The 23,289-nt window shown below is 36.1% G+C and carries 20 protein-coding genes; 1 reads left to right on the forward strand and 19 read right to left on the reverse strand.

The genetic code is table 11. The features are described 5' to 3' along the window. Positions 1-73: 73 nt before the first annotated feature. On the forward strand, positions 74-970 hold the full coding sequence (locus CTY48_RS10525; RefSeq protein ID WP_099468452.1) for an AraC family transcriptional regulator: 897 nt from the start codon (positions 74-76) through the stop codon (positions 968-970). Positions 971-993: 23 nt separating this feature from the next. On the opposite strand, the gene CTY48_RS10530 is transcribed toward CTY48_RS10525, so the two are convergent. The 19 genes from CTY48_RS10530 to CTY48_RS10615 all read right to left on the reverse strand — a co-directional run bounded on the left by CTY48_RS10530 (position 994) and on the right by CTY48_RS10615 (position 23,289). Then, positions 994-2,469, reverse strand: a complete 1,476-nt coding sequence (locus CTY48_RS10530) for a methyl-accepting chemotaxis protein (RefSeq protein ID WP_099468453.1) — start codon at positions 2,467-2,469, stop codon at positions 994-996. Between the two features lie 127 nt (positions 2,470-2,596). Beyond that, the gene (gene gpmI, locus CTY48_RS10535; protein WP_099468454.1) at positions 2,597-4,138 is read right to left on the reverse strand and encodes a 2,3-bisphosphoglycerate-independent phosphoglycerate mutase; all 1,542 of its coding nucleotides are present in this window, start codon (positions 4,136-4,138) and stop codon (positions 2,597-2,599) included. Between the two features lie 65 nt (positions 4,139-4,203). Continuing rightward, complete coding sequence (locus CTY48_RS10540) at positions 4,204-4,770, reverse strand: DUF5662 family protein (RefSeq protein ID WP_099468455.1); 567 nt, start codon at positions 4,768-4,770, stop codon at positions 4,204-4,206. An 18-nt stretch (positions 4,771-4,788) separates the two neighbouring features. Continuing rightward, entirely contained in the window at positions 4,789-6,639 is a 1,851-nt protein-coding gene (locus tag CTY48_RS10545; RefSeq protein WP_099468456.1) for an alpha-amylase family glycosyl hydrolase, read from the reverse strand. 18 nt (positions 6,640-6,657) lie between these two features. Beyond that, positions 6,658-8,457, reverse strand: coding sequence for an ABC-F family ATP-binding cassette domain-containing protein (locus CTY48_RS10550; protein ID WP_099468457.1), 1,800 nt, complete (start codon positions 8,455-8,457; stop codon positions 6,658-6,660). Positions 8,458-8,570: 113 nt separating this feature from the next. Further along, on the reverse strand, positions 8,571-8,939 hold the full coding sequence (locus CTY48_RS10555) for a CoA-binding protein (RefSeq protein ID WP_099468458.1): 369 nt from the start codon (positions 8,937-8,939) through the stop codon (positions 8,571-8,573). 19 nt (positions 8,940-8,958) lie between these two features. After that, on the reverse strand, positions 8,959-9,414 hold the full coding sequence (locus CTY48_RS10560; protein WP_099468459.1) for a low molecular weight protein-tyrosine-phosphatase: 456 nt from the start codon (positions 9,412-9,414) through the stop codon (positions 8,959-8,961). A 186-nt stretch (positions 9,415-9,600) separates the two neighbouring features. After that, the gene (locus tag CTY48_RS10565; protein WP_099468460.1) at positions 9,601-9,735 is read right to left on the reverse strand and encodes a tyrosine-type recombinase/integrase; all 135 of its coding nucleotides are present in this window, start codon (positions 9,733-9,735) and stop codon (positions 9,601-9,603) included. Between the two features lie 154 nt (positions 9,736-9,889). Beyond that, positions 9,890-10,054, reverse strand: a complete 165-nt coding sequence (locus tag CTY48_RS19705) for an integrase DNA-binding domain-containing protein (protein ID WP_180272705.1) — start codon at positions 10,052-10,054, stop codon at positions 9,890-9,892. A 108-nt stretch (positions 10,055-10,162) separates the two neighbouring features. Next, on the reverse strand, positions 10,163-10,321 hold the full coding sequence (locus tag CTY48_RS20060) for an excisionase (RefSeq protein ID WP_099468461.1): 159 nt from the start codon (positions 10,319-10,321) through the stop codon (positions 10,163-10,165). Positions 10,322-10,419: 98 nt separating this feature from the next. After that, positions 10,420-12,831 carry a P-loop NTPase fold protein gene (locus CTY48_RS10575; protein ID WP_099468462.1) on the reverse strand — a complete coding sequence of 804 codons (2,412 nt, stop codon included), beginning with the start codon at positions 12,829-12,831 and terminating at the stop codon, positions 10,420-10,422. 435 nt (positions 12,832-13,266) lie between these two features. Beyond that, positions 13,267-14,340, reverse strand: coding sequence for a hypothetical protein (locus tag CTY48_RS10580; RefSeq protein WP_099468463.1), 1,074 nt, complete (start codon positions 14,338-14,340; stop codon positions 13,267-13,269). 148 nt (positions 14,341-14,488) lie between these two features. Further along, complete coding sequence (locus CTY48_RS10585; RefSeq protein WP_099468464.1) at positions 14,489-15,967, reverse strand: hypothetical protein; 1,479 nt, start codon at positions 15,965-15,967, stop codon at positions 14,489-14,491. Between the two features lie 462 nt (positions 15,968-16,429). Beyond that, positions 16,430-18,307 (reverse strand): FtsX-like permease family protein, encoded by a 1,878-nt coding sequence (locus tag CTY48_RS10590; protein ID WP_099468465.1) that lies wholly within the window; start codon positions 18,305-18,307, stop codon positions 16,430-16,432. Next, positions 18,294-18,974: an ABC transporter ATP-binding protein gene (locus CTY48_RS10595; protein ID WP_236354883.1), complete on the reverse strand. Its 681-nt coding sequence runs from the start codon at positions 18,972-18,974 to the stop codon at positions 18,294-18,296. Before CTY48_RS10595 ends, CTY48_RS10590 begins: the two co-directional genes overlap by 14 nt. Before the next feature lie 19 nt (positions 18,975-18,993). Next, a complete protein-coding gene (locus tag CTY48_RS10600) occupies positions 18,994-20,211 on the reverse strand; it encodes an ABC transporter permease (RefSeq protein WP_099468466.1) in 1,218 nt (405 codons plus the stop codon). Positions 20,212-20,483: 272 nt separating this feature from the next. Next, positions 20,484-21,368: an ROK family protein gene (locus CTY48_RS10605; protein WP_099468467.1), complete on the reverse strand. Its 885-nt coding sequence runs from the start codon at positions 21,366-21,368 to the stop codon at positions 20,484-20,486. 83 nt (positions 21,369-21,451) lie between these two features. Beyond that, positions 21,452-22,210, reverse strand: a complete 759-nt coding sequence (locus CTY48_RS10610) for a response regulator transcription factor (RefSeq protein ID WP_099468468.1) — start codon at positions 22,208-22,210, stop codon at positions 21,452-21,454. A gap of 242 nt (positions 22,211-22,452) precedes the next feature. Beyond that, positions 22,453-23,289 (reverse strand): carbohydrate ABC transporter permease, encoded by an 837-nt coding sequence (locus CTY48_RS10615; RefSeq protein ID WP_099468469.1) that lies wholly within the window; start codon positions 23,287-23,289, stop codon positions 22,453-22,455.

Consider the following 23,289-nt stretch of genomic DNA (forward strand, 5'->3'; position numbering starts at 1 on the left):
TCTTTATTTTCCATTTTCTTTCACGTAAAAATGTAGTATACTTTATGTATTACTTTACCAAAAGGAGGAAACTATGAATACATTTTATGAATCTTTTCCCAAATCAGACATCACGACCTCTGAGCGGGTATTGCATACACCGAGTGTTTTCGCAAAATCCTCTCTTTTTTACATGCAGGAAGCCGGAACGCTAAAGAGCTTAAAGAGCCACCTCTGTCAAAGAGAAAACTTAAATTCGTTTCTCTTTATTATCGTGCTCGCCGGAAAAGGCGTTATTACCATAAAAAATAAGGTTTATGCTCTGAATACCCTCGACTGTGTTTTGATTGACTGCAAGCAGTCCTATTCCCACCAAAGCAGCGAGGAAGATCCTTGGGAGCTTATGTGGGTCCATTTTAACGGAGAAAATGTGCAGAGCTATTACAACCTGTTTGTTGAGCAAGCTCCAAGCTTTATCTTCCATACCGACAGCCCCACCGGCTTTACGAGTGCTATTCACGGAATTATCGAGGCGCACAATGAGAATAACACCCTGACAGAGCTTATAATTTCCAAGCGTATCACAGACATTCTCACCTTGTGCTTCTCCGAATCCAAAAAAGCAGAAGAAAACAATAACAGTATGGCGATAAAGCTCGGGGCAATCCGCAATTACATTGATGACAACTTTAAGGACAAGATCTCGCTGGACCAACTGGCAGAACAGTTCTATATCAGCAAATTTCATCTGTCAAGGGAGTTCAAAACGCAGTATGGTGTTACGATCGGAAATTACATTCAGCTCCAGCGGATTAATATGGCAAAAAAACTGCTCCGCTTTTCTGATAAAAGCATTGAGTCAATTGCCTGTGAATGTGGTATTCCCGATATGAGCTACTTCAATAAGGTTTTTAAAAAATCAGAAAACCTCTCCGCCTCCCGTTATCGGAAGGAATGGGTTAATCTAAAAAGGGTGTCCCAAAAGTCATAATATGACTTAGGACACCCTCATCTTTAGTTTATTTTATAATTTGCAAGCTTTTCAATCGTTGCCGTGATATCCTTCATAATCTGAGCAAAATTCCTTACCCCTTCTACATTTGTTTCGCTCGTACTGAACGCCTGCTCTGTGCTTGCTGATATTTCTTCACTTGTAGCGGACAGATTGCTGATTGCATCCACAATACTGTTGTTGGAATCAAACATCTCTCCCATTCTCTGATTTACTTCATTCACATTACTGCTCAATGCATAAATCTTTTCTTCAATATTGGAGAAGTTCTCTCTTGTCGCATCAATCAATTCCTTTTGCTCTTTGGTCGTATGAACCGTATATTTTACCTTGTCAGAAACCGCTGTCGTATTGACTGCAAGCTCATCCAATATACCAGAGATATCCTCTGTTGCCTGACGCGTCTGCTCTGCCAGTTTTCTTATTTCATCCGCAACAACCGCAAAGCCTTTTCCTGCCTCTCCTGCTCTTGCCGCCTCAATCGAAGCATTTAATGCAAGCAGATTGGTCTGTGATGATATATTTAAAATAATGCTGATAATATCCCTTACATCATCCGCTTTTTTCATCATCTCTTCCGCTGCTGTATTCATCTCATATCCTGACTGTATAGACTGGTCCGACTGGCTGATCAGCTTCTTCATAGCATTTACACCGCTCTCCACAAACTCGGAGGACACGGAAGCAATCTCAACAATTTCCTTTGTTTTCTTAAAGGTTTCATTGATTACATTCTGAATGGAATTCGTCATAACTGTCTGCTGTTCAATGTTATCCGCTGTCATATTAGCGCTGTCATTAATATCCCGCAATGAGTTGCTGATTGTATTTGTCGTACTTACAATCTCATCAAGCACCGCCGCCGAAGACTCTGCCTGAGTCAATACATGCTGTGCGGATACCACAACCTCTTCTGCCATCTTTTGGTTACGAACCGAAGCCAAATTAATCTTTTCCGCAGATTCCTTAAAGAAAAGAATCAACAAATTCGTTCCCATGATGCTCGCCATACCGATCAATACACTGATAATAAGTTCAATCATGACATACTCAACTACATCCTGCGGATTTGCCGCTGCTGTAACCACCATAATGATTTTCACTATATTAATCGCTATAAAATAAATTCCCGCCAATGTAGAAATTTTCTTATTCAAATATAACATCATAATAAGAATAATCGGAATCATGTACGGATAGACTAAATTGGTCGGACTTGATAATAAAATCAAGGTATATGCGACCGAAAACGTAATTGCTGCATATGGCAACAAAACACGGTGCAATTTTTTGCTTGCAAAGATGATGATATCTCCTATGTAAATAGCAAGTATAAGCACAAGCGGAACAACGCTTGTCATCGGAGGCAAGCCTGCCAGTGCCAACTGTGACAGTAAACCGATTGTCAAAAATACCGTTGTGAGTGATAATGCTATAAACAATAGCCTGTTAATGCGTAGAATCTGCTTTTCTTCCATTTTTTTCTCTCCACCTCATATTTTTTTGTATATTATAACACCTTTTTCTAAAATATTCTACAAAAAACAGGAAGATGTTGCAATCTTCGCACCATCTTCCTATTTTTATTGTGTATTATATAAAAAATTATTTTTTAATAAGAAGAGATTTGCCTGTCATTTCAGCCGGCTGTGTCATTCCCATCATTTCAATCATAGTCGGAGCAATGTCTGCAAGACAGCCATTCTCTCTCAACGTGTAAGCTTCATCATAGTTTACCAGAATAAACGGAACCGGATTGGTTGTATGTGCCGTGAAGCTTCCGCCGTTTTCATAATCAACAAGCTGCTCTGCATTTCCGTGGTCAGCACAGATAAACATCTGTCCGTCTACCTCTTTGATTGCATCATAAGCTCTTCCAACGCATGTATCCACCGCTTCAATCGCTTTTACCGCTGCATTCTCAATTCCGGTATGTCCTACCATATCAGGATTTGCAAAGTTGATAATAATCACATCATATTTATCGGATTTAATTGCATCGACCAATTTGTCGCAAACCTCGTAAGCACTCATCTCCGGCTGTAAATCGTAGGTAGCAACCTTAGGTGATTTTACTAATATTCTGTCTTCTCCTTTGTTTGGCTCTTCCACACCGCCATTGAAGAAAAATGTAACATGAGCATATTTTTCTGTCTCGGCAATTCTAGCCTGTGTCTTTCCGTTTACAGCTAAAAATTCTCCTAAGGTATTTGTGATTGCAACCTTATGGAAAGCAACGATTTTGTTCGGAATAGTCACATCATATTCTGTGAAGCACGCATAGGTAAGCTCCAGTCTCTTTCCTCTATCAAATCCCTCAAATTTATCATCACAGAAAGCTCTTGTAATCTCTCTTGCTCTGTCCGGTCTGAAGTTAAAGAAAATAACGGAATCCTTATCCTGAACTGTCGCTACCGGCTTGCCGTCTTTTTTCACAACAGTAGGAAGAACAAATTCATCATTTTTCCCTGCATCATAGGAAATCTGAACTGCCTCTGCTCCCGATTCTGCTGTCTCACCCTCACCGTTTACCATTGCGCGGTAAGCGAGCTCTACTCTATCCCATCTGTTATCACGATCCATTACATAGTAACGTCCCATTACACTTGCAATCTCACCGACACCGATTTCCTTCATCTTATCAGTAAGTGCCTCCACAAAGCCCTTTCCTGATGCCGGAGGTGTATCACGTCCGTCAAGGAAGCAGTGTACATATACTTTTTCCAATCCCTGCTGCTTAGCAAGCTTCAATAATCCATATAAGTGTGTGATATGACTGTGCACACCACCGTCAGACAAAAGACCGAACAAATGCAAGGCTGAGTTGTTTGCCTTTGCATTTTCTACTGCCGTCAGCAAGGTTTCATTCTTAAAGAAATCTCCGTCATTAATCTCTTTTGTAATTCTGGTCAGCTCCTGGTAAATAATACGGCCTGCGCCCATATTCAAATGTCCTACCTCGGAATTTCCCATCTGTCCGTCAGGAAGACCAACTGCCATACCGCTTGCATAGCCTTTCACATAAGGGTATTCTGCCATAAGCTTGTCAATTACAGGTTTATTTGCAATCGCAACCGCATTGCCGTCTTTTCTCTCATTTAAGCCAAATCCGTCAAGTATCATCAAAACTGTAGGTTTTTTACTCATAATATTTCTCCTTTATAAAAATGTTAATTATTTGTCTATTTCACTTTCAAATTCTACTCTATTTCCTACCATTTTTCAACTCTTTTCGCAAAAGCTGCCTCATTACTCTCGCTCAAAAAATTATTTTTGATATACCAGTAGGTTGTTTTTTCACCCGTTTGAGCAAGAAGACCCAATAACTTTTCCAGTTCATCACTGGTCTTTTTTGCCATCTGATAATGTCCCTTTCCCTTTAGGAAATATTCCAAGGGCTTTGTCTGGTCATAATTCTCTTTCTCATAGGTTTTTGAAGCAGCAACCCTGTCTACAAACATCTCTGCCACATATTTTCTAGGCATCGGCACCGCCACAATTCCCTTTCCATCTAAACTGTAATCCGTCCAATATTCATAATGATGCTTGTTTCTTCCTTTGTGGTGCATCCATGCTTCTGAATATTTTTTATCCTCGCGCTCTGCATTGTTTGGACTTCTTACCCCTTGATAGTATTTGCAGCCCACAATAAATTCCGTCGGAGAATATTTGGACAAATCATGCAGAAGTCCCTGCTTATACAGACCTAACTTAAAACAGCCTTGCATAACCAATATTTTATGATGTGTTATTGTTTTAAAATGTTCTATTGCTTTCATGCTATTCCTCAATCTTTTCTACTTTCCAATCAGTACAACGATGCTTCTTTCCTTTACCCTTATGTTTCTCTGTACCGGCTTTAATTGTCCCTCGCCGTCTGCCGCGGTATCTATTATAACCTTCCATTCCTTATTCTTGGGCAAACTCGGAAGGGCAAAATCAGCCTCAATCCAGTGCATATTATATGCGATATAGATAAAATCATCTTCTTTGCCCTTTTTATCCTTTGCATACTTTCCGCAGTACATGATTCCAATCTGCCTGTTATAGTTTTCAAACTCCGGATACCATGCCTTTTTTCCATGATAGGATAAGTCAGGATAGCCACAGGATAAATAATCCATAATCTTTAGTTCCTTCGGCGCATGGAGTATAGGATGCTCACGTCTCAGGGTGATAAGCTTCTTCGTAAAGTCAAGCAGTTCCTTTTGTTTTTTCTCACCCTGCCAGTTTATCCATGAGATTTCATTATCCTGACAGTAAGGATTATTATTACCCTTTTGTGAAAAACCTATTTCATCACCGCCAAAAAGCTTAGGAACGCCTTGCCCCAAAAGCAGCAAAAGCAGTGCGTTTTTCATCTGCCTCTTTCTAAGCTCCACAACAGATTTTCGCCTTGTAGGACCTTCCACTCCACAGTTCCAGCTATAATTATAGCTTGTACCGTCTCTGTTGTTTTCACCGTTTGCCTCATTGCGCTTAATGTCGTAGGATACCATATCCATCAGGTTAAAACCGTTGTGATTGGCGATATAGTTGATGACACCAAACTGATTAGGATTCCTTCGAAGGCGGTAAGCTATCGCATTTAACTGGTCCTCATCACCCTTTAAAAATCTGCGGATATCCACCAAAAAGCCGTCGCTGTATTCTGCCAGATTTTTAAAACAGGGTACCTTGTTATCCCGATATAATCTTCCTAGATTAAACCCCTCCGTCATGATCTTTATGCGGCTTAACTGCGGCGATGAAGCCAATATCTCAACCGGAACGACATCGCTGTTTAAATGTACCCCATCAATGTGATATTCCTCCACCCAATACTTTACGCAGTCCAAAATTAAATTCGGGTTGGTCCCTGCCGGAAAATAAAATTCCATCACAACCTCTATTCCATTTTTATGCAGCTCCTTGACCATATTCTTAAAAGAATAAATGCAATCTGTATTTTGGGAATAGGATGCCTTAGGCGCAAAATAATTTGCTTTTGAATAACCCCAATAATTAATCCGATATGGCTTATCTTCGCTAAATTGGATATATTCCATGTTATTTTCCTGCTGCGGCATAATTTCATCAAACTCATATGCCGGCATCAATTCAATTTGGTTGACTCCCAGCTCTTTTAAATATGGAATTTTCTCCACAACGCCCTCAAAATATCCTTTATTTTTTACCTTTGAAGAAGAATGCTTGGTAAATCCTCGCACATGAAGAGAATACATGATAACCTCATGATAAGGTATCGCAAGCGGCTTGTCATTTTCCCAATCAAACTCTGCAAAATCAAAAGCAGCTCGAAGCTTCGTTTTCTCTGTTAACTGTCCCCATACTTCCCTTCCCACAATGCGTTTCGCATAGGGGTCCAAGTAGACTTCATTATCCAAAAGATAGATATATTCATAGGAAGCCGGTTCTAATCTCTCAATAAAAACCGTATAGATATCTCCTGTTTTCTCCTCCTCTTTCAGAGGCAGGGTAAGTATTGGTTCGCCCTCACCACAAAGATATAACACCAGCGTGCAGGAAACTCCCTCCTCCACTGCAACTGCAAAATTGACCCCCTCCTTAGACATCGTAACTCCAAGCGCAATCGTATTCCCTGCTTTTATCTTTATTTTTGCCTTTCCCTTACTATCCGTCCTCATACCAAGTACCCCGTCATTCTATTTTATACTCTTTTCCGCTTCAATTTTCTCCGCCAGCTCGGTCAGATACATCCAGCGTTCCATCCTCTCTTCCAGCTTCGCTTCCAACTCAGTCTTTTCTTCCATCAGCTTATTTAGCCTCGGAAAGTCCGTTGCAGCTAACTCAATTTCCTTCTCTGTCTTTTCAAGCTTTTCTTCCAGCTTAGCAACCTCTTCCTCAATCGTCTCGTAATCTTTCTGCTCCTGATAAGAGAATTTGAGCTTCTGGGTCCTCACTCGTTCTGTCTTTGCCTTCTCCGTCTGTGTCGCCGCAGCACTTTCACTCTCCGTCGTTACAGACTGCTCGGCTGCATATTCACTGTAGGAGCCTTCAAACTGTCGTATATTTCCACCCTGTTCAAATGCAAAAAGCCGGCTTACTGCCCTGTCCAGAAAATATCTGTCGTGAGATACGGTAATTACAATCCCGTCAAAGCTGTCCAGATAGTCCTCCAGCACCGTCATTGTCTGGATATCCAAATCGTTTGTCGGCTCATCTAGTATAAGCACATTTGGTGCCTCCATCAAAATGCGAAGCAGATAAAGTCTTCTTTTTTCCCCGCCTGACAGCTTTTTAATCTGACTCCACTGAAGCGTTCCGTCAAATAAAAAGCGTTCCAACATCTGGGATGCCGTGATTTTGCCGTCTGCCGTCTCAATGTATTCTGCTCCTTCTCTTATATATTCAATGACCTTCAGATTCTCATCCATATATTCGTTTTCCTGAGAAAAGTACCCTATTTTTACCGTCGTACCCACCTCAACATAACCACTGTCCGGCTCTATCACGCCGGAAATAATTTTAAGCAGTGTACTTTTTCCGCAGCCGTTTTGTCCGATAATTCCAATCCGGTCGCCCTTTAAAAAAATATAGTCAAAATTGTGTATCAGCGTTCTGTCTCCATACCCCTTGTTCACCTCGTGCACCTCTACAGTTTTTCGTCCTAAACGGGAGGAAAGTGAACTCATCTCAACGCTTTCATCCCTCACCGGTGCTTTTATCTCAACCATTTCCTCATAACGTTCAATACGTGCCTTCTGCTTGGTAGAACGTGCTCTCGCTCCTCTGCTAATCCAAGCCAACTCATTTCGAAGAATGGACTGTCTTTTTCTCTCCGTGGCATTCTCCATATCCTCTCTTGATGCCTTGAGCGCCAGAAACTGGGAGTAACCACCTACATAGCTGTAAATTGCGCCCTTATCTATCTCAATAATGCGGTTTGACACCCTGTCCAAAAAATATCTGTCATGCGTTACCATGAGCAACGCACCTTTTCTTTTCTTTAAATAATCCTCCAGCCACTGGGACATTTCATTATCCAAGTGGTTTGTCGGCTCGTCCAAAATCAAAATATCCGCAGGTGCAATGATTGTCGCAGCAAGTGCGATTCTTTTCTTCTGTCCGCCGGACATATGCTGAATCAGCGCATCGTGCTTCGTAATACCAAGCTTATTCAAAATCGATTTTGCTTCACTTTCGATGGACCATTCGTTTTCCTTGGTGATATTACCTTCCAATACCGCCTGCAAAACAGTGGCATTGTCTTCAAAGACGGGATTTTGTGCCAAATATCTGATGTACACTTGGTTTCCCTTTGTCACCGTGCCCTCCTCGGGCACCTCCAAGCCTGCCGCAATTTTAAGCAAGGTCGACTTGCCGGTTCCGTTGACACCAATCACTCCGATTTTTTCGCCTTCGTTTATGCTAAAGCTCGCATTTTGAAAAAGTATTTTATCTGTATATGACTTCGTCATATTTTCAATTGTTAATAAATTCATGTGTTTTTCTCCAACTTTGTTTTGTCTACATTCGATTATAACAAGGTTTTTCCTAGAGTACAAGTAGGATTAAATGAACAGAGAATGTGCAAAGCACATCCTCTGTTTTTTTACTATTCCGCTTTATTCTTACTGTACAGGCGAATTCCGACTAACAAACATCCTTCTATAAAATCATAATTTTTTTCTTTCAGGTAGGCAAGCAGCTCATCACTCTCCGCACCCGGCTGAATCACAATCGACTTAAATTCTTTGTTACATTCCTGCATCAGCTTTAAACCCTTTGCCGGGTGAATACACAAATCGATAATGTCAATCGGCTCTGTCACATCGTTGATGGATGCCAGTTCTTTTCCGACCGCATACACCTTATAGCCCTCGTTGATTAATTCATTTTTAATTCGGTAAGCATACTTTTCTTCATTCAAAGTATCTCCCACCACCACATATACGTTCTGCTGCATAATTTCCTTTAAATCCATTTTCTGCTCCTTTCTGCGTTTATTTAGAAAGGCACCTGCCAAGCAATGCCTGACAGCCCTCATAAACGTCTCTGTATGTCTGCTCAAAATCTCCTGTATACCAAGGGTCCGCGATATCTCTTGGTGCCGAAGTAATATCCAAAAGTCTGAATACCTTATCGCTATAATCTTCCCCGATAATTCTTTTGATATTAGTAATGTTATGCGCGTCCATTCCGATGATATAGTCGTATTGCTCGGCATCCTTCTTGGTAAGCTGTATGGCATATTTTCCTTCTGTGGAAATTCCATGCTGACGCAGCTTATTTCTGGTACCGGAATGAACTGGATTTCCTATCTCCTCTCTGCTCGTAGCAGCGGAGGCGATATGGAAATCGTATGATAGGTCTTCCTTTTCAACCATGTCTTTTAGTACGAATTCTGCCATTGGGCTTCTGCATATGTTGCCGTGGCAGACGAATAGGATTTTTGTCATGTTTGATTTCTCCTTGAAATTACTGGGTATATAGCTATTTTGGTGGGTTTCCAGACTTTTTGGGGTAAGTTTGCGGCAAAGGGATTTTGGATATTTCGTGGCATAATTCGGTATAACTTGGTATGGTTTGGCAATCGTTTGGTCTAAAATATGGTCTAAATCCAAAAGTTGTAGACCACGCATATTTTATACACACACTTTCTCCATTTCATCATCTAAATCCTCAAACTGCAAATGAGTGTATGTATTAAGTGTCACACCTATATCAGAATGTCCCATGATATATTGTAATTTCTTTGGATTAACACCTGACTTAGCCATGTTACCTACAAAATGTGTGGCGTGCTACATGTGGGATTATTGTAGGAAGTTCCTTTTTGATGATATTAATGACAAATTTATAATTTGCTTATGTGTTATGCCATACTCCACGTTTCTGTGATACATATTTCTAAACTAAATCAAGAACTGTCATCTATCCGCCATCGAGTACAATATCATCATTTAAGCATTTCTGTATCTGTTTTTCTCTTAAAAATATATCGTTGCGTTTACTCTTCGGCACTGTATCTGCCTCTGTAAGCTTCCAACTATATACAGATTTACGATTTTTATTGTCTCGTCTAACTATATCAGGCAATGTCATTTGCTCCCTTCATAGCAAAGAGCCACGGTGTGCTACTTAATAATATACCATACACACGGCTCAGAATCTAGCAATATTCGTGTTAGGTATATTTTATACCTATTAAATTACATCTAATTTTTCATCAATATATTTTTCAAATAATACACGTTTAATTTGTGTCCTTGTACCATTCCAAAGTGCAAATGATTCCTCTTTATGCTCATCAACAAATTTGCTCAACTTTTTATATCCAATCCATAAAGTTATTATCCAATTCATTGAATATGCATTAGACCATTTAATGAAAGTGAATAAAAAACAAAAATATAATTACCTTAAATATATCTCTGTTTTACCTGTTATAATATTATTTAATTTTAAACAATATACTTTGCTTTCTCGATTATTGCTTGCATTTCACTTTGAGATACATTATTAACCGGATTCCCCACTGTATCCACAATAGTGTGTTTTGCTTGTTTGTCTAATTTTCTAGATATAACTACTAATTTACGGTTTTCTCCATAATAAATCCACAAACGGCAATTTTGCCAATCTAAATCAATATATCTTCTACCAAAATCTGTTATATATGTATTAAAAAGAATCATATTTATAAATGAATTCAAACTAAACCATGTAAACTGTATATCTTTTAAGAATTCAAATTGCATCTTTATTTCTTCAATTAATATTGTTGCTTTAGAATTTGATTTCCATTCTTTTATTAGGTAATCCAAATAATTTAATTCAAGTAATTCTGATTCTCTAAGTTGCATTTTAAATGTTCGATAGTTATTTGTAATTTTACGCATATATGCCACAAAATCTGCAAGAAGAGCCACTTGCGTCAATAAATTACTAACAGGATTTAACTTACTTTTAACAATCAAACTTGCTTCTATATATTTATTAGATTTAATAAAATTGTTTATTTCTACTCCTTCTTCCATAGTAAAAATAATACGAATAGAATCAGTAAATCCAGAGTAATGCACTTTTGTTTGATTACGCTTTTCCCATGTTTCTCCAGGAATTGAAAACTTCTTCTGAAAATAATAATCATAAACATCTTGCAAATCTTCTATCTCTTGTTTGACCTCTATCTTATCATCTTCTATTCCTAATAAACCTTCTGTTAAATAACAAATATTGTAAAAATATTGATTAGAAGTATTCCTTAATCTCATAAGCCAATCAAAATTATCGTCCGCATTTATTCCAGCAGATGTCCAATTAGAATAAACACTCCATAAGTCCAAATCCCATTCAGTTAAATTAATCTGTAACATTTTTTGAATATATGGAGAAAGTTCTTTACTTCGATAAATATAATCCATCACAATATCTTCTAGATATTTTCCAAAACTCTTTTCATTAATTCCTAAATTATCAAAAAATAATTCAGTAAATATACTTGCATCATCAACAGAAAAGTGATTACTGCTTACCATTCTGGTGGTTTGATAATCTTTCACATCTGAAAAAATACTTATTTCATTATTCAAGCAATTACAATCTACAAATCGCTTTTCTATTCTTGGAATATTATTATTAGCTAATAGAATTTGCCGTTTAATACTTTCTTCATTCTCTATATGTAATGAATCTTCAACCTTAACTCTGATGTGTATATATTTATCAAGCATATTATATACAGCATAATCATCTGTATTAATTGAATTATCTTCACCATTACAGCCATTTACACTATGACGTAACACCACATTTTCATCTTCATCTAATGATATAATACTAATTATTCCTCTAATATGTGCAAACTCTCCTAATAACTGTAGCACCTTTAGCTTTATATCACCTCTGTCAGCATCATCTATAATAAAAATAATATTTTTTCTTCCAGATATTAAAAGAAGTTTCTGTACACGTCTTGAAAACAATTGTCTTTCATTTTCTATATCGTAAAAGTAAGAGCTATTCTTTCCACTTAACGCATCTGCCATTGTAGTTGGTGCCCCTGCGTCCTGTAACATTGAAGCCAATGTTGAAAGAAATGCCACATTTGCTTTTCCTTCAAAACTAACAATCCCATATTTTTTAAATAAACAATAAAAATATTCTTTTACGTATTCAACTATATTACCTGTTCCATTAAAAGTTTGTGTATTAATTTTTAATAAGAAATACTTATTTTCCCCCTTCTGTCTATCTTGTAGCTCTTCTACTAATGTATCCGTTATACTAGTTTTTCCTTTACCCCATGCAGCTATTAATCCAATATTAAAACTCTCTTCAAATGTACGCCTATCAAGGACTTTAATCAACTGATATAAAGCCTTCTCTTGTGGTTGTGTTAGTTGTGTTCGTCCAACAACCGACTTTTCTGTATAATTTGATATTTTTTTTTGCGTATCTATTTCTTTATAAACAAATATTCTAGTTACCTCATACTCTAATATCAAAAATAAAAATAGTATCTCTACCATAAATGTAAGTTCTAAAGCATAGTTGTTCTTACATTTTACCCAAGTAATGATTCCAAATAGAAATAACCCCATTCTGATAGAATAAGCATAATTTTTCACTGTAATGTGTATACCAGATATTACGTCCTTTTTTACTGACCAAAGAAAAAAAATCGCTATCAATATTACATTAATAATTGCAACATGTCGCATTGATAAAATGGGAATCATATTTATATCAAATACTCTCAACATACCAAATGTATTTAATATATTAAATATAATATAGTTTAATAGCGCCCATAATAAAAATTTGAAAATATTTATTGCCCATACTTTAAAAACTGTTTTACCTATTTTCATTTATCTTCTCCAATTTATAAAAAGTACTAATATTTTGCTGCCCATATGTTGCTAAAAATTTTATCATATCAGAACATAATAAAAAAGTTGTAAATGCCGTCGGATTAATTTGCGGTTACCTAATCACCAAAGATTTTTTATAATTAACATACCATACCGTGCGAACAGAAGAGTATTTTTATCATTTAATTAACACCCTTGTTTTATCAGTCCCCGATTTTTCAATACTTATTACAACTTCTATATTTGCTTATATTAATCAGTATAAGTTTTAACTAAAAGTTATACTGTTAAGTCTGATGATTATATCACTCCACAAATATATACTCTCAACAATCACTTACACTGCTTCTTATTTTCTGATACAAGATGCATTTGCAAAATTTGTTCTTTATAAGTAATTTATCCCCACATCACTAAAAGTTAAGAAATTAATTATATAATAATTCTAGAAGCATTTATGATATAAGACATAGGCTTTTTATTAATATTATTAAGTCTTTGGGCATTATCAGAAAGACTCTTTAAAATAGTAATTCCAAATTTCGTTAATCCTAATGAAACATTTCTCATATCCATATCTTGATATGCATTAAATGTTGTCAATAAATCCAACCCATAAAGAACTAAATCAAATCTATTTATATGCTTCCAACCATATTTATGCATCTCCTCTTCAAGTTGTCTCTGTTGTTCTCTGGAATTAGCTAGAAACATTTCCATTTTACTTTCTTTCAATTCATCAATTGTTGATTCGTAATCTATTAAGAATCCTTCTACATAATTTCTAAAAGCATTTAGTGAAACACTATGCTTGTCCTTAAATCTCAATAAATCTATTGCTGAAATTTTTCCTAATGGTGCTGGTAATAAATTATTCAAAATCTTTTCTCTACTAATCCTTATTTTGTCTGATGTCCACAATTCATTTATTTTTACAGTATAATTATTTATTTCTATATCTCCACTGTTATTTAGATTTGAATATTTAAAACTCTGTGGAAGCTTCCTAAAATTATATCGAGAATTATTCTCTGTTGTTATTGGATCATAATTTGTTATGCTACCAATTAGAAATGATAAATATGTCATGAATTTAATTGCTACATATGGCTCTACCAATAACCATTCTTCTTGACCTTTAAATGCTAGTCCGCGCTTTATCAACTGATCGGATATTGAACCTAGTTTTTCAAAATGTATATTTAAATAATTATTGCGGTATCCCCTATAAACCCGTTTTTGAATTCTGCTAACTTGATCATCCGAATCTAAATACTCTAAAAAGTTATCTTCGAAATTCTTAATATCCCAGATAAAATATGCTGGTGAAAGAGGTATAACAAGTCCTTCTCTAATATATTCTTGCATATGTAAATTATAAAGATTTGGTTGTTCGAAATAAATGCTTGGTGACATACAACTTAATTCATCCCAATACAATAGCGATTGTGTTAACCAACTACCTTCCGGAATGTTGATAAACGGATAATATAATGCCTTACTCATAATCCCTCCTAATTTGAAGCAATATTTTTCTTCTCCTCTTTTTTCACTAATGTATAATATTTCTTTATTATAGGTCATATATGTTAAGAGTTCATCGTATTAGAGTATTATTCAAAAATAGTAAATTACACTCCTAATACCACTTTAATTATATACTGTTTTCATTTCTTCTTGCATCTTCAATTGGTTTTGCAACTAATATCGATGTTTTTTGAGGAACTCCATTATATAGACATTCTTGCGATAAAAATTTTTTCAATTTATCTAAAGAAATTTGAATTTTTTCTTCACGCTTATTGTAGATATCCAAAAAGCTAAATATCACCTCGCCTCTTCTACTTATCGAAACTTCAACATGTCCATGCATTAAAGCATTTCTCATTCGCTCAATAATATAATTCTGTAATTTGCTTTCCGTAATATTATTATCTGTACAATATTTATCAAAGAACTCTTCAACATAATTAAACATAGAAACATTAACATCAGCATACTTAATTTTAATATAATCATCATCTTCGGTCCTTAATGCAAAATTCATTGCCTTTAAATAAATAAATCCCAACTCAAATGCAAATTTACCATTCTCATCCTCTTTTAGCTCCAACATCATTTTTGTTAATTGTTTTTTATGGTATTCTACTTCAGTCGTCGTATAATTTCCACTATCACGAATTATACAATACTTATATAAGACTTCGTTAAGTTGTCCAATATGAGCTAAAAAATTCGAAAGTTCAGTTTCAAAATCAAGTAATGTTTTTAATCCATAAAAATATTCTTCTTTACAATTAAGTTTAAATCTCTTTACAAGTTTTTTATACTTTCGCTTGTCGATAATATTTTTAATATCTGTTTCTATTATATTAAGTTTTTCTTTATTCCTTGATAGAAAAGTAAGTACTTTCTCTGGATCATGGGATATATGAGCGAATTCGCGCATCAAATTAGTATTATATCCATTATACATTTCTATACTTTCATTTTTGCACGTTATCTCATAAAAATTAAATTTTCTAGTTTTTCGCTTTTTTTCAAGAGAATACTTTAAAAAAAAAGTGTTTTTAAATAATATCCCATAACTATAATTACTAAAAAACATTTGAATAAATTTATGTAAGACGGGTTCAAAAACAATACCCCAGTCCTTATGAATACCTTTATCTTTATTGTATAAGTCATAATAAATTATTAATCCGCTTTTTTGTGACATAAAGTGCCCATATTGCATATGTGCCATTGCATTTCTTATCGTCGCAACTTGATCCCAAGGTGTTTTTGTCTTTTTTTCTAAAGAATAGTAAAGATATTCACCAGAAATATCTGAAGTTATTCGTTCATTCTTAACAAATTTAATGTAATCCTTTAGTTCATCATCATTGCCAATTTCATCAAAAAATCCTTTAAAGCTATACTTGTTTTTATAATAGTGGTTAAGTTTTTCTTTATTCAGCAGTAATAAACAACTATCTATGAATACTCTAAATCTCCCATATTCAAACCCACTATTTACCACCAACTCCTCTGTCTTAAATTTGTTTAGTAGAGTATTAATATAAATTCCATTCTTATATAATTCTTCATATTCATTTATTAACATTAAGTTGTTATTTAAATAATTTAGCATTCTATTTTCTCCTATAAATTAGCCTTAATATGCTTTTATCCCCAAATTTATATATATTATCATATCGGAACTCCTTTTAAAAATTGTAAAACGGTTGTAAAAGCACACCTAAATTCTCAAGAATTCTTAAAATAAAGAGTTTTTTTAATGACATATTGTGATTTGGTAATAGTATTTTGGGCATCTTAATTTCTCCTTAATATTTACAGTAGAAACCGAATTTTACAATATTTTAATGGTAGATACCCAGCTAATGATTTGCTGTTACAAATTGCTATAAACCAATACACGTGCCTTATGTAAAAAGAGCCAAACTTTGATATCAATAACTATAATATATCATAATTTCGGCTCATTTTCTATTTAAACATGTTATTTTAAGCGTGCACTTAGATGTCCATTAATTATTCCTCCATATATTGTTCAAACCAGCCTGCTCTTTATCTATGACCAATTACTATTCTAGAGGATATTTCTTCTTTCACTAAGCAATTTTATCGGTTCTAATTTCAAATTCTGATTTATTTTATAAGTGCAAATTAGCATTCCCAACAGGATAATAAATATATCTGACGATATTACAACTCCTATTACAACGAATGTATTCTTATCCTCTACCTGCTCTTGCTCCTCCATTTTTACATCCGCAACACTGCTGTATGATGCATCGTAATAAATCTTATTTAAATTCTTCGAAGATATGTTATGCGATAATCCCCCACCGAAAACACATCCCAAAGTACTACCCACACTAAGTATCAGCAGCATTCCAAAGAGCAGGGAACTTAAGCATTTCTTCTTTTCTACACCTAAGCAACGTTCAATAGCAGTCCGCTCCTTTTGATTCGTAATAAATAAGTGACTATAAAATAACAAGAGAAAAAGGACCATAAGGAAACCAACAATTAAAAGAACAAATGACATACGTTTCATATTTTCCAGCCCAGATTTTATCTGTGAATATCCCATGTCATAGAATGTGATTTGTAATTCATTCGTGCCATACTGCTCCCATGCGGTTAAAAACTCTTCAACGCTTCCGTTCGGTATCTGAAAGGAAGTTGTATTTCCTTTCATCGGTCCATATTCCATAATATTATATGCATCACAATTTTTAATAGATTTCATAGGAACAATAACTTCATCCCCACCCATGCTATAATTGCTTTGACTTGCACCAGCCGAAATATCATAGATACCTACTATAGCATATTGGCTATCCTCAAAAACAGAAAGAGTTTCACCATTGGCATCAATCGGCATCCACTGTTCCATTCCGCCTCCGTCCAGATGATAAACTTGGCCAGCCGACTTTTTACTATTCGTATAATAAAGTTTTAAATGAAGCGTACTTCCAATCGTAAGCGAATTATTCTCTGCAAATTTTCTTGATACAAGGCACACCTTTTTGCCGCTTTCATATTCTTCCTCTGAAATATCTCTTCCCTCATTAATATAGGCGTCTCCATTATAAAACGGCATTAAAAGAACGGTAGCGTTGGTCCCTGTAACAGGTAGCGTGACCTTTAACATATTGTATCCTTGTACCAGATTCATCAGTATCTTTCCGATTTTTGAGGCATAAAAATCTTCTGTTATTTCATAATAAGGAGAAGGTTCTAACGTCTCTACTTCCAATACATTATTCATTGGAGTACCGTCGGACTCATATTGTATAGCTGAAAGCTGCATTGGAATATATTCAAAAGTTTGCTCTCCCTCACCTGCTATATCGGAATAATGTTTTCCATGCGTCCAATACTGTCGATTTAATACTACGGCGTAGCTTTTCTCTTTTTGAAGTGGCTTTGGATTTTGTGTATAATGATTACAAAACCAAAGCGTTGTTCCCTCAAGCCAGGAATCACCCAAGTAAATTTTATTAATTTTAACCTCAACTGATTCATCCGGAACACAGTCCTCAAGTGGAGTAATCTCAGCTATAATGATTGGCAAATCTGTATAATTTAACTCGTTTCTTAATATATATTCGGGCGCATATGAGCCATAAAGCGATCTCTTCTCTGGTTCCTTGATATAATTTGTTCCTTCAAAAGATAGTATAGAGACAGGAAGAATGTTTGAGTATACTGCTTTTTGCCGCAACTGATAATCTTTTTGTTCTGCATCCCATATTGCCGTTTGTTTGACAGAAAAAGCTTTTTGTTCTACTGTACCTATCGTAACAAAGATATCTTCATAGCTATGGATTAATGAGTGATTCGTAATCCACAAGACAGCTCCCAGCGTAAGAAACATACCCGATAAAGCAAGTAGTAATAAAAAAGAAATGCTCTTTATAGGCATCCGCAACATCTGCTTTATACTATTTATAATCATTTTCTTTTACCTCTATCAACATTCCATCTTGCATATGTAAAATCTTATCTGTTTCTAAGGATACCTTTAAATTATGTGTCACTATTATAACGGTATAGTTTTCTTGGTGCGCTAAGTCCTTTAATAGATTTACAATATGTGTCTCATTTTTTGTGTCCAGATTTCCCGTTGGTTCATCTGCTAAAATAATATTTCCTCCTGATGCCATTGCCCTGGCAATCGCCACTCTCTGCTGCTCTCCTCCACTCATCATCTGTGGAAATTGATTAAATATTTTATCTCCGAGTCCTACTTTATTTAGCAGCTGTTTTGCTTCTTCCTTTGCTTTTTTTGAAGAAATCCCTTTTAATTTCATTGGAAATACGACGTTTTCTAGTGCTGTTAAAAGTGGAAATAAATGAAATGATTGATAAACTACAGAAACTTGTTCCATCCTATATTTATCACGATTTATAGTATGTATGTCCTTTCCCTCAATATAAATCGAGCCAGAGGTTGGTAAATCCAATCCTGCAAGCAGGGATAAAAATGTACTTTTTCCACTTCCCGATTCACCCACAATAGAATATAATTTCCCTGCTTCAAAAGAACAAGTTATATTTTTTAATGCTTCTATTTTCTGAAATCTTGTTTTGTAAATATAGCCAACATTTTCTGCTTGAATCATTTCTATCCTCACCTTCTTCTTACTCATTACAAAAAAGTGCTTCCGTCACGCTGGTTTTTCCCATACGCCATAACGCAATAATGCAACCGCTAAGATAGCTCACCAAAAATATACTCCCTGCAAATGCAGCTACTAAAAGTTTATGAAACACTAGAATTACTATTACTCCACCCAATATTTCACCTAACAGTATCAAAAACAATTGTTCCAAAAGAAAGATTAGAAAACATTTTGTCTGGCTGGTTCCCAATGCTCTCATTAAAGCAAATTCTTTTTGTCTGCTATTGATTATTAAAAAGCTTACTATATAACCAATAAAAGCAACCGTTAAGAAAATAAAAGGAAAGAAGCCTTGCAATGTATCTATACTCTGTCGCAACTGGGTAGCTAATGCTCTAAATGTGCTATCTCGTACAGCAAGGGCATTTCCTTGATAGGAATAGTCAGCTGCAGGAGCTTTTTCTAATAAACCGATTTTTTTCATTTCCTTTTTGAATTCATTTAACTTTAAGGGATCTGCAACATAAAAAAAAGCAGAATCGGCAAAAAAATTAATTCCTTGCTGATGAAAGGTATCCTTAACCGTCTCAAAAGGAAGCAAAATATCCGGAGGTATTTGCTCCCTATAATCTGTAATTTCATTCATTATCCCTGTAATTTCAACAGTCAAAAGTTTTAACTTTGAGTAATGAAGTTTTTTTTGTTCATCATAATATTGATAAAACAAATTTAGTTCAATCGTATCTCCTATTTTTAATTGATATTTTTCTATAGTTGATTCACCTACAATACATATCGGTCTATTTGATGAAAAAAAATCTTCATTTTTTTCGTTCATATGAATACCTTCCACCGAAATTCCCGTTATAGCATTAACGGTATTCGTACCTACGACCACTAAGTTAAGTTTTTCTTTCCAATCGTCTAAAGGAAAGTCTCCCAAACCCGCCACCATGCGAACAGTAAATCCACAATCTTTTACATAAGGACTATTTTCTATATTCACCACCAAATCTTCTGAAATTTCTAGTCCCGTTTCTAATGAACCATTTAAATTTGTAACACGACAATAAATTGGTATAGTCTTAGACAAATCATTCAATTGAACTTTGCTACTATGTATATTGTTTATATATAAGCTTAATAGCAAAAGAACAACGCTGCAAATACTTATCGCAACAATACTTTTTACTTTATTTTTTTTAATATTGTTTAAAACTATATCTAGGTAAATCATTTATAACCACCCTTGCAAAATAATTAAATTACCTTTAATCGCCATCTCTTATTTAATATTGTTAACGTTTTTATTTATAGGTAAATTATATCAATTATATTATGCGTTTCAACTACATATCATCTGTCTTTTTCTACATTTTCCTACATTCTTCTACGCATTAAACATAAAAACATAAAATAGCTCGAGTACTTAATTTCTTTAAGTACTCGAGCCTTTCTTTCATAACATACCGTAGCTTACAGCTGCAAACAAAACATATTTGAGCAGTTTCACACAACGCCCAATCCCTTTTCCGCCAAATACGCCATTCCATACAGACCTGCCTGGTTACCCAACTGCGCCGGACTTATCTTAACGCCCCGGTAGCTTTCCATAATCCTTTCCCTTACTGCCTTTTGGATTCTGTCTGTAATGGCGGTCTGCTCCATGATGCCGCCGCCAAGTAGAAGCATCTGTGGGTCAAAAATATGGATCAGCGTGACAAGACCGAACGCTACCTCATTTATCCAAGCATTCAAAACTTCTTCCACCTCTGGCTCTCCCATACGTTTGCAGATGTCTCTGCCATTTTCAACCGGAAGCCCTGCTTCCTTCGCAAGTGCCACCAAGGCGGTCACAGATGCATACCGCTCATAACAGCCACTGAATATATCCTCCTTGTTCTGGTTTTCCGGGTGAACTATAATCCCACCAAACTCACCAGCCCCAAAATTTACACCGTGATAAACCTGTCCGCCGCGAATAATCGCTCCGCCTATTCCCGTTCCATAAGTAAGGCACAGGAAATCCGCACACTCTCTTCCTCCGCCAAAATGCGCCTCACCAAGTGCCGCCGCATTTACGTCATTTTCTACAAATACTGGAAGTCCAAATTCCTCCGATAGCCTCTTTTTGATTTCTAAGCCTTGATAATTGGGAATATTAGGTCCTGCAAACTTTACCATTCCCCTGTCCGTATCAATCTGTCCCGTCGTACAGATGCTAACGGCTTCCACCGTTTCATATCCTCTGATCACATCTGCCACAGTCTCTAAAACTGCCGGTCCGCCTCTCTGGGCATTTGTCGGACATTCCCTTTGCTCTGTTATTTTTCCATCTTTGAATATTCCTGATTTAATAACGGTTCCCCCGATATCAATTACTGCTGTTTTCATTTTCTCCTCCATTTCGCTGTCTGCTTCTTACCCCTAGATTATCATCCCCCAAAAAGAAAGAAACGGGCTACGATTGTTGTTTCCTAACGAGAAAGAATCTTGTTTCGATATTCATTGGCAGAAATCCCTTCCTGTTTCTTAAATACACGGGAAAAATGTGCCAAATCCTGAAAGCCTACGCTTATGGAGATATCTCCGATACGCAAAGCCGGATTTTCCAGGAGTTTTTTTGCCTCTTGAATTCTCACACAATTCAAAATCTCCGAAAAACTCTGTCCGGTGTGTCCGTTTAACAGCTTGCTTAAATGCCATTGACTGACATAGGTTTTTTCTGCCACTTCACTCAGTGTCAGCTTCTCTGTATAATTTTCATTGATATATTTTAAAGCATTTTTTACAATAAAGCTTCCGGATGCCTTTTCATGTGCCTGCGCCTTATCTGTCTTCTGGCTCACCCCAATATCCTTTTTAGCAAGGTTACCACACATCGTTTCAATAGCTTCCTCGATTTCCTCCATATTAGATGGCTTTAAAAGGAATCGGCTCACCCCAAGCCGAATAGCTCTCTGTGCATATTCAAAGTCACGAAACCCGGTAAGAATACTGACCTCCATATCCTCATACTGAGATTTGAGCGCAGCAATCATTTGCAAACCATCCATTTCCGGCATGCAGATATCCATAAAGACAATATTAGGCTTGTATTCTTCTATCCGTTCTTTTCCCTCGAGCCCATCATGTGCCGTAGCAATCACTTCACAGTTCCACTTTTCCCATGGCACACTTCTTGACAAGCCCTCCACAATAATCGGTTCATCATCGATAAGCATCACTTTATACATAGGCCCTCTCTCCTTTATACTATATACAAAATATTATTCCCACTACTACCCATTATAACATTTTGAAAACTTTCCGTAAAATCATAAAGTAATAAATTTCAATTAGTCAAAGCGGGGGACTTCCTTGATAAGGTTAAATAAGAAAAGCAGGTGCAACAAAACATTTGTTGCCGGCTACTCAGCGACTCCAATGTTCCATTGTACCTGCCACACTACCTACAGCGTTTTAAAGCAACCACTCTTTATCCCTTGATTGCACCCGCTGTCAAGCCTTTGACAATATTCTTCTGCAGCAGCATATATACGATCAGCACCGGCAAAATAATAATGGTTACGGATGCCGCCATCAATCCAAAATCTGTTCCGTACTGCGAACTTATCTCCTGTAATAAGGTAGAAATCGGATACTCTGTCTTATCTCTTATCATAATCTTTTGTACAAACAAGTCATTGTATGACCATAGGAAGCTAAAAATAGCGACAGTCGATAATGACGGCTTGCAAAGCGGCACGATGATTTTGTTGAATACCCGAAATACATTGGCTCCTTCCATGTAGGCGGCCTCTTCCATTTCGATTGGTATACTCTGCATAAAACCAAGCATAACAATCGTTGCAAAGCTTAAATTTCCCGCAATCTGCGGTAATATTACGGCAACATTATTGTTCAGCAGCCCCCATGAAACAATCATACGGAAGACTGGAATGATTGTGGAGAATACCGGAAACATCAGGCTGGCAATAATCAAGCTATGAAGCGTTTTCTTTCCTTTAAACTCATAGCGACTCAACCCAAAGGACATCAATGCCGCCAAAATCATAACACCTACCGTCACGCTGCCGGAAATAATCAAACTATTCTTATAGGCATTCAGCACATTCAGCCTACTGAATGCAGTCTGGTAATTCTGCATCGTAAAAACTTTTGGCAGGGAGAACGAGGAAGTCAATACTTCCGCCGATGGTTTAAAGGAGTTTAAAACAACCCAAACAAACGGAAAAATCGTCGTTACTGCCCATAATGTCAGAAGAACATATATAATAACCTGACTTACTTTTATTTTCTTTTTCGGATTCAT

Origin of the sequence: Konateibacter massiliensis (assembly GCF_900184995.1) — a bacterium.
Taxonomy (GTDB): Bacteria; Bacillota; Clostridia; order Lachnospirales; family Lachnospiraceae; genus Lachnotalea; species Lachnotalea massiliensis.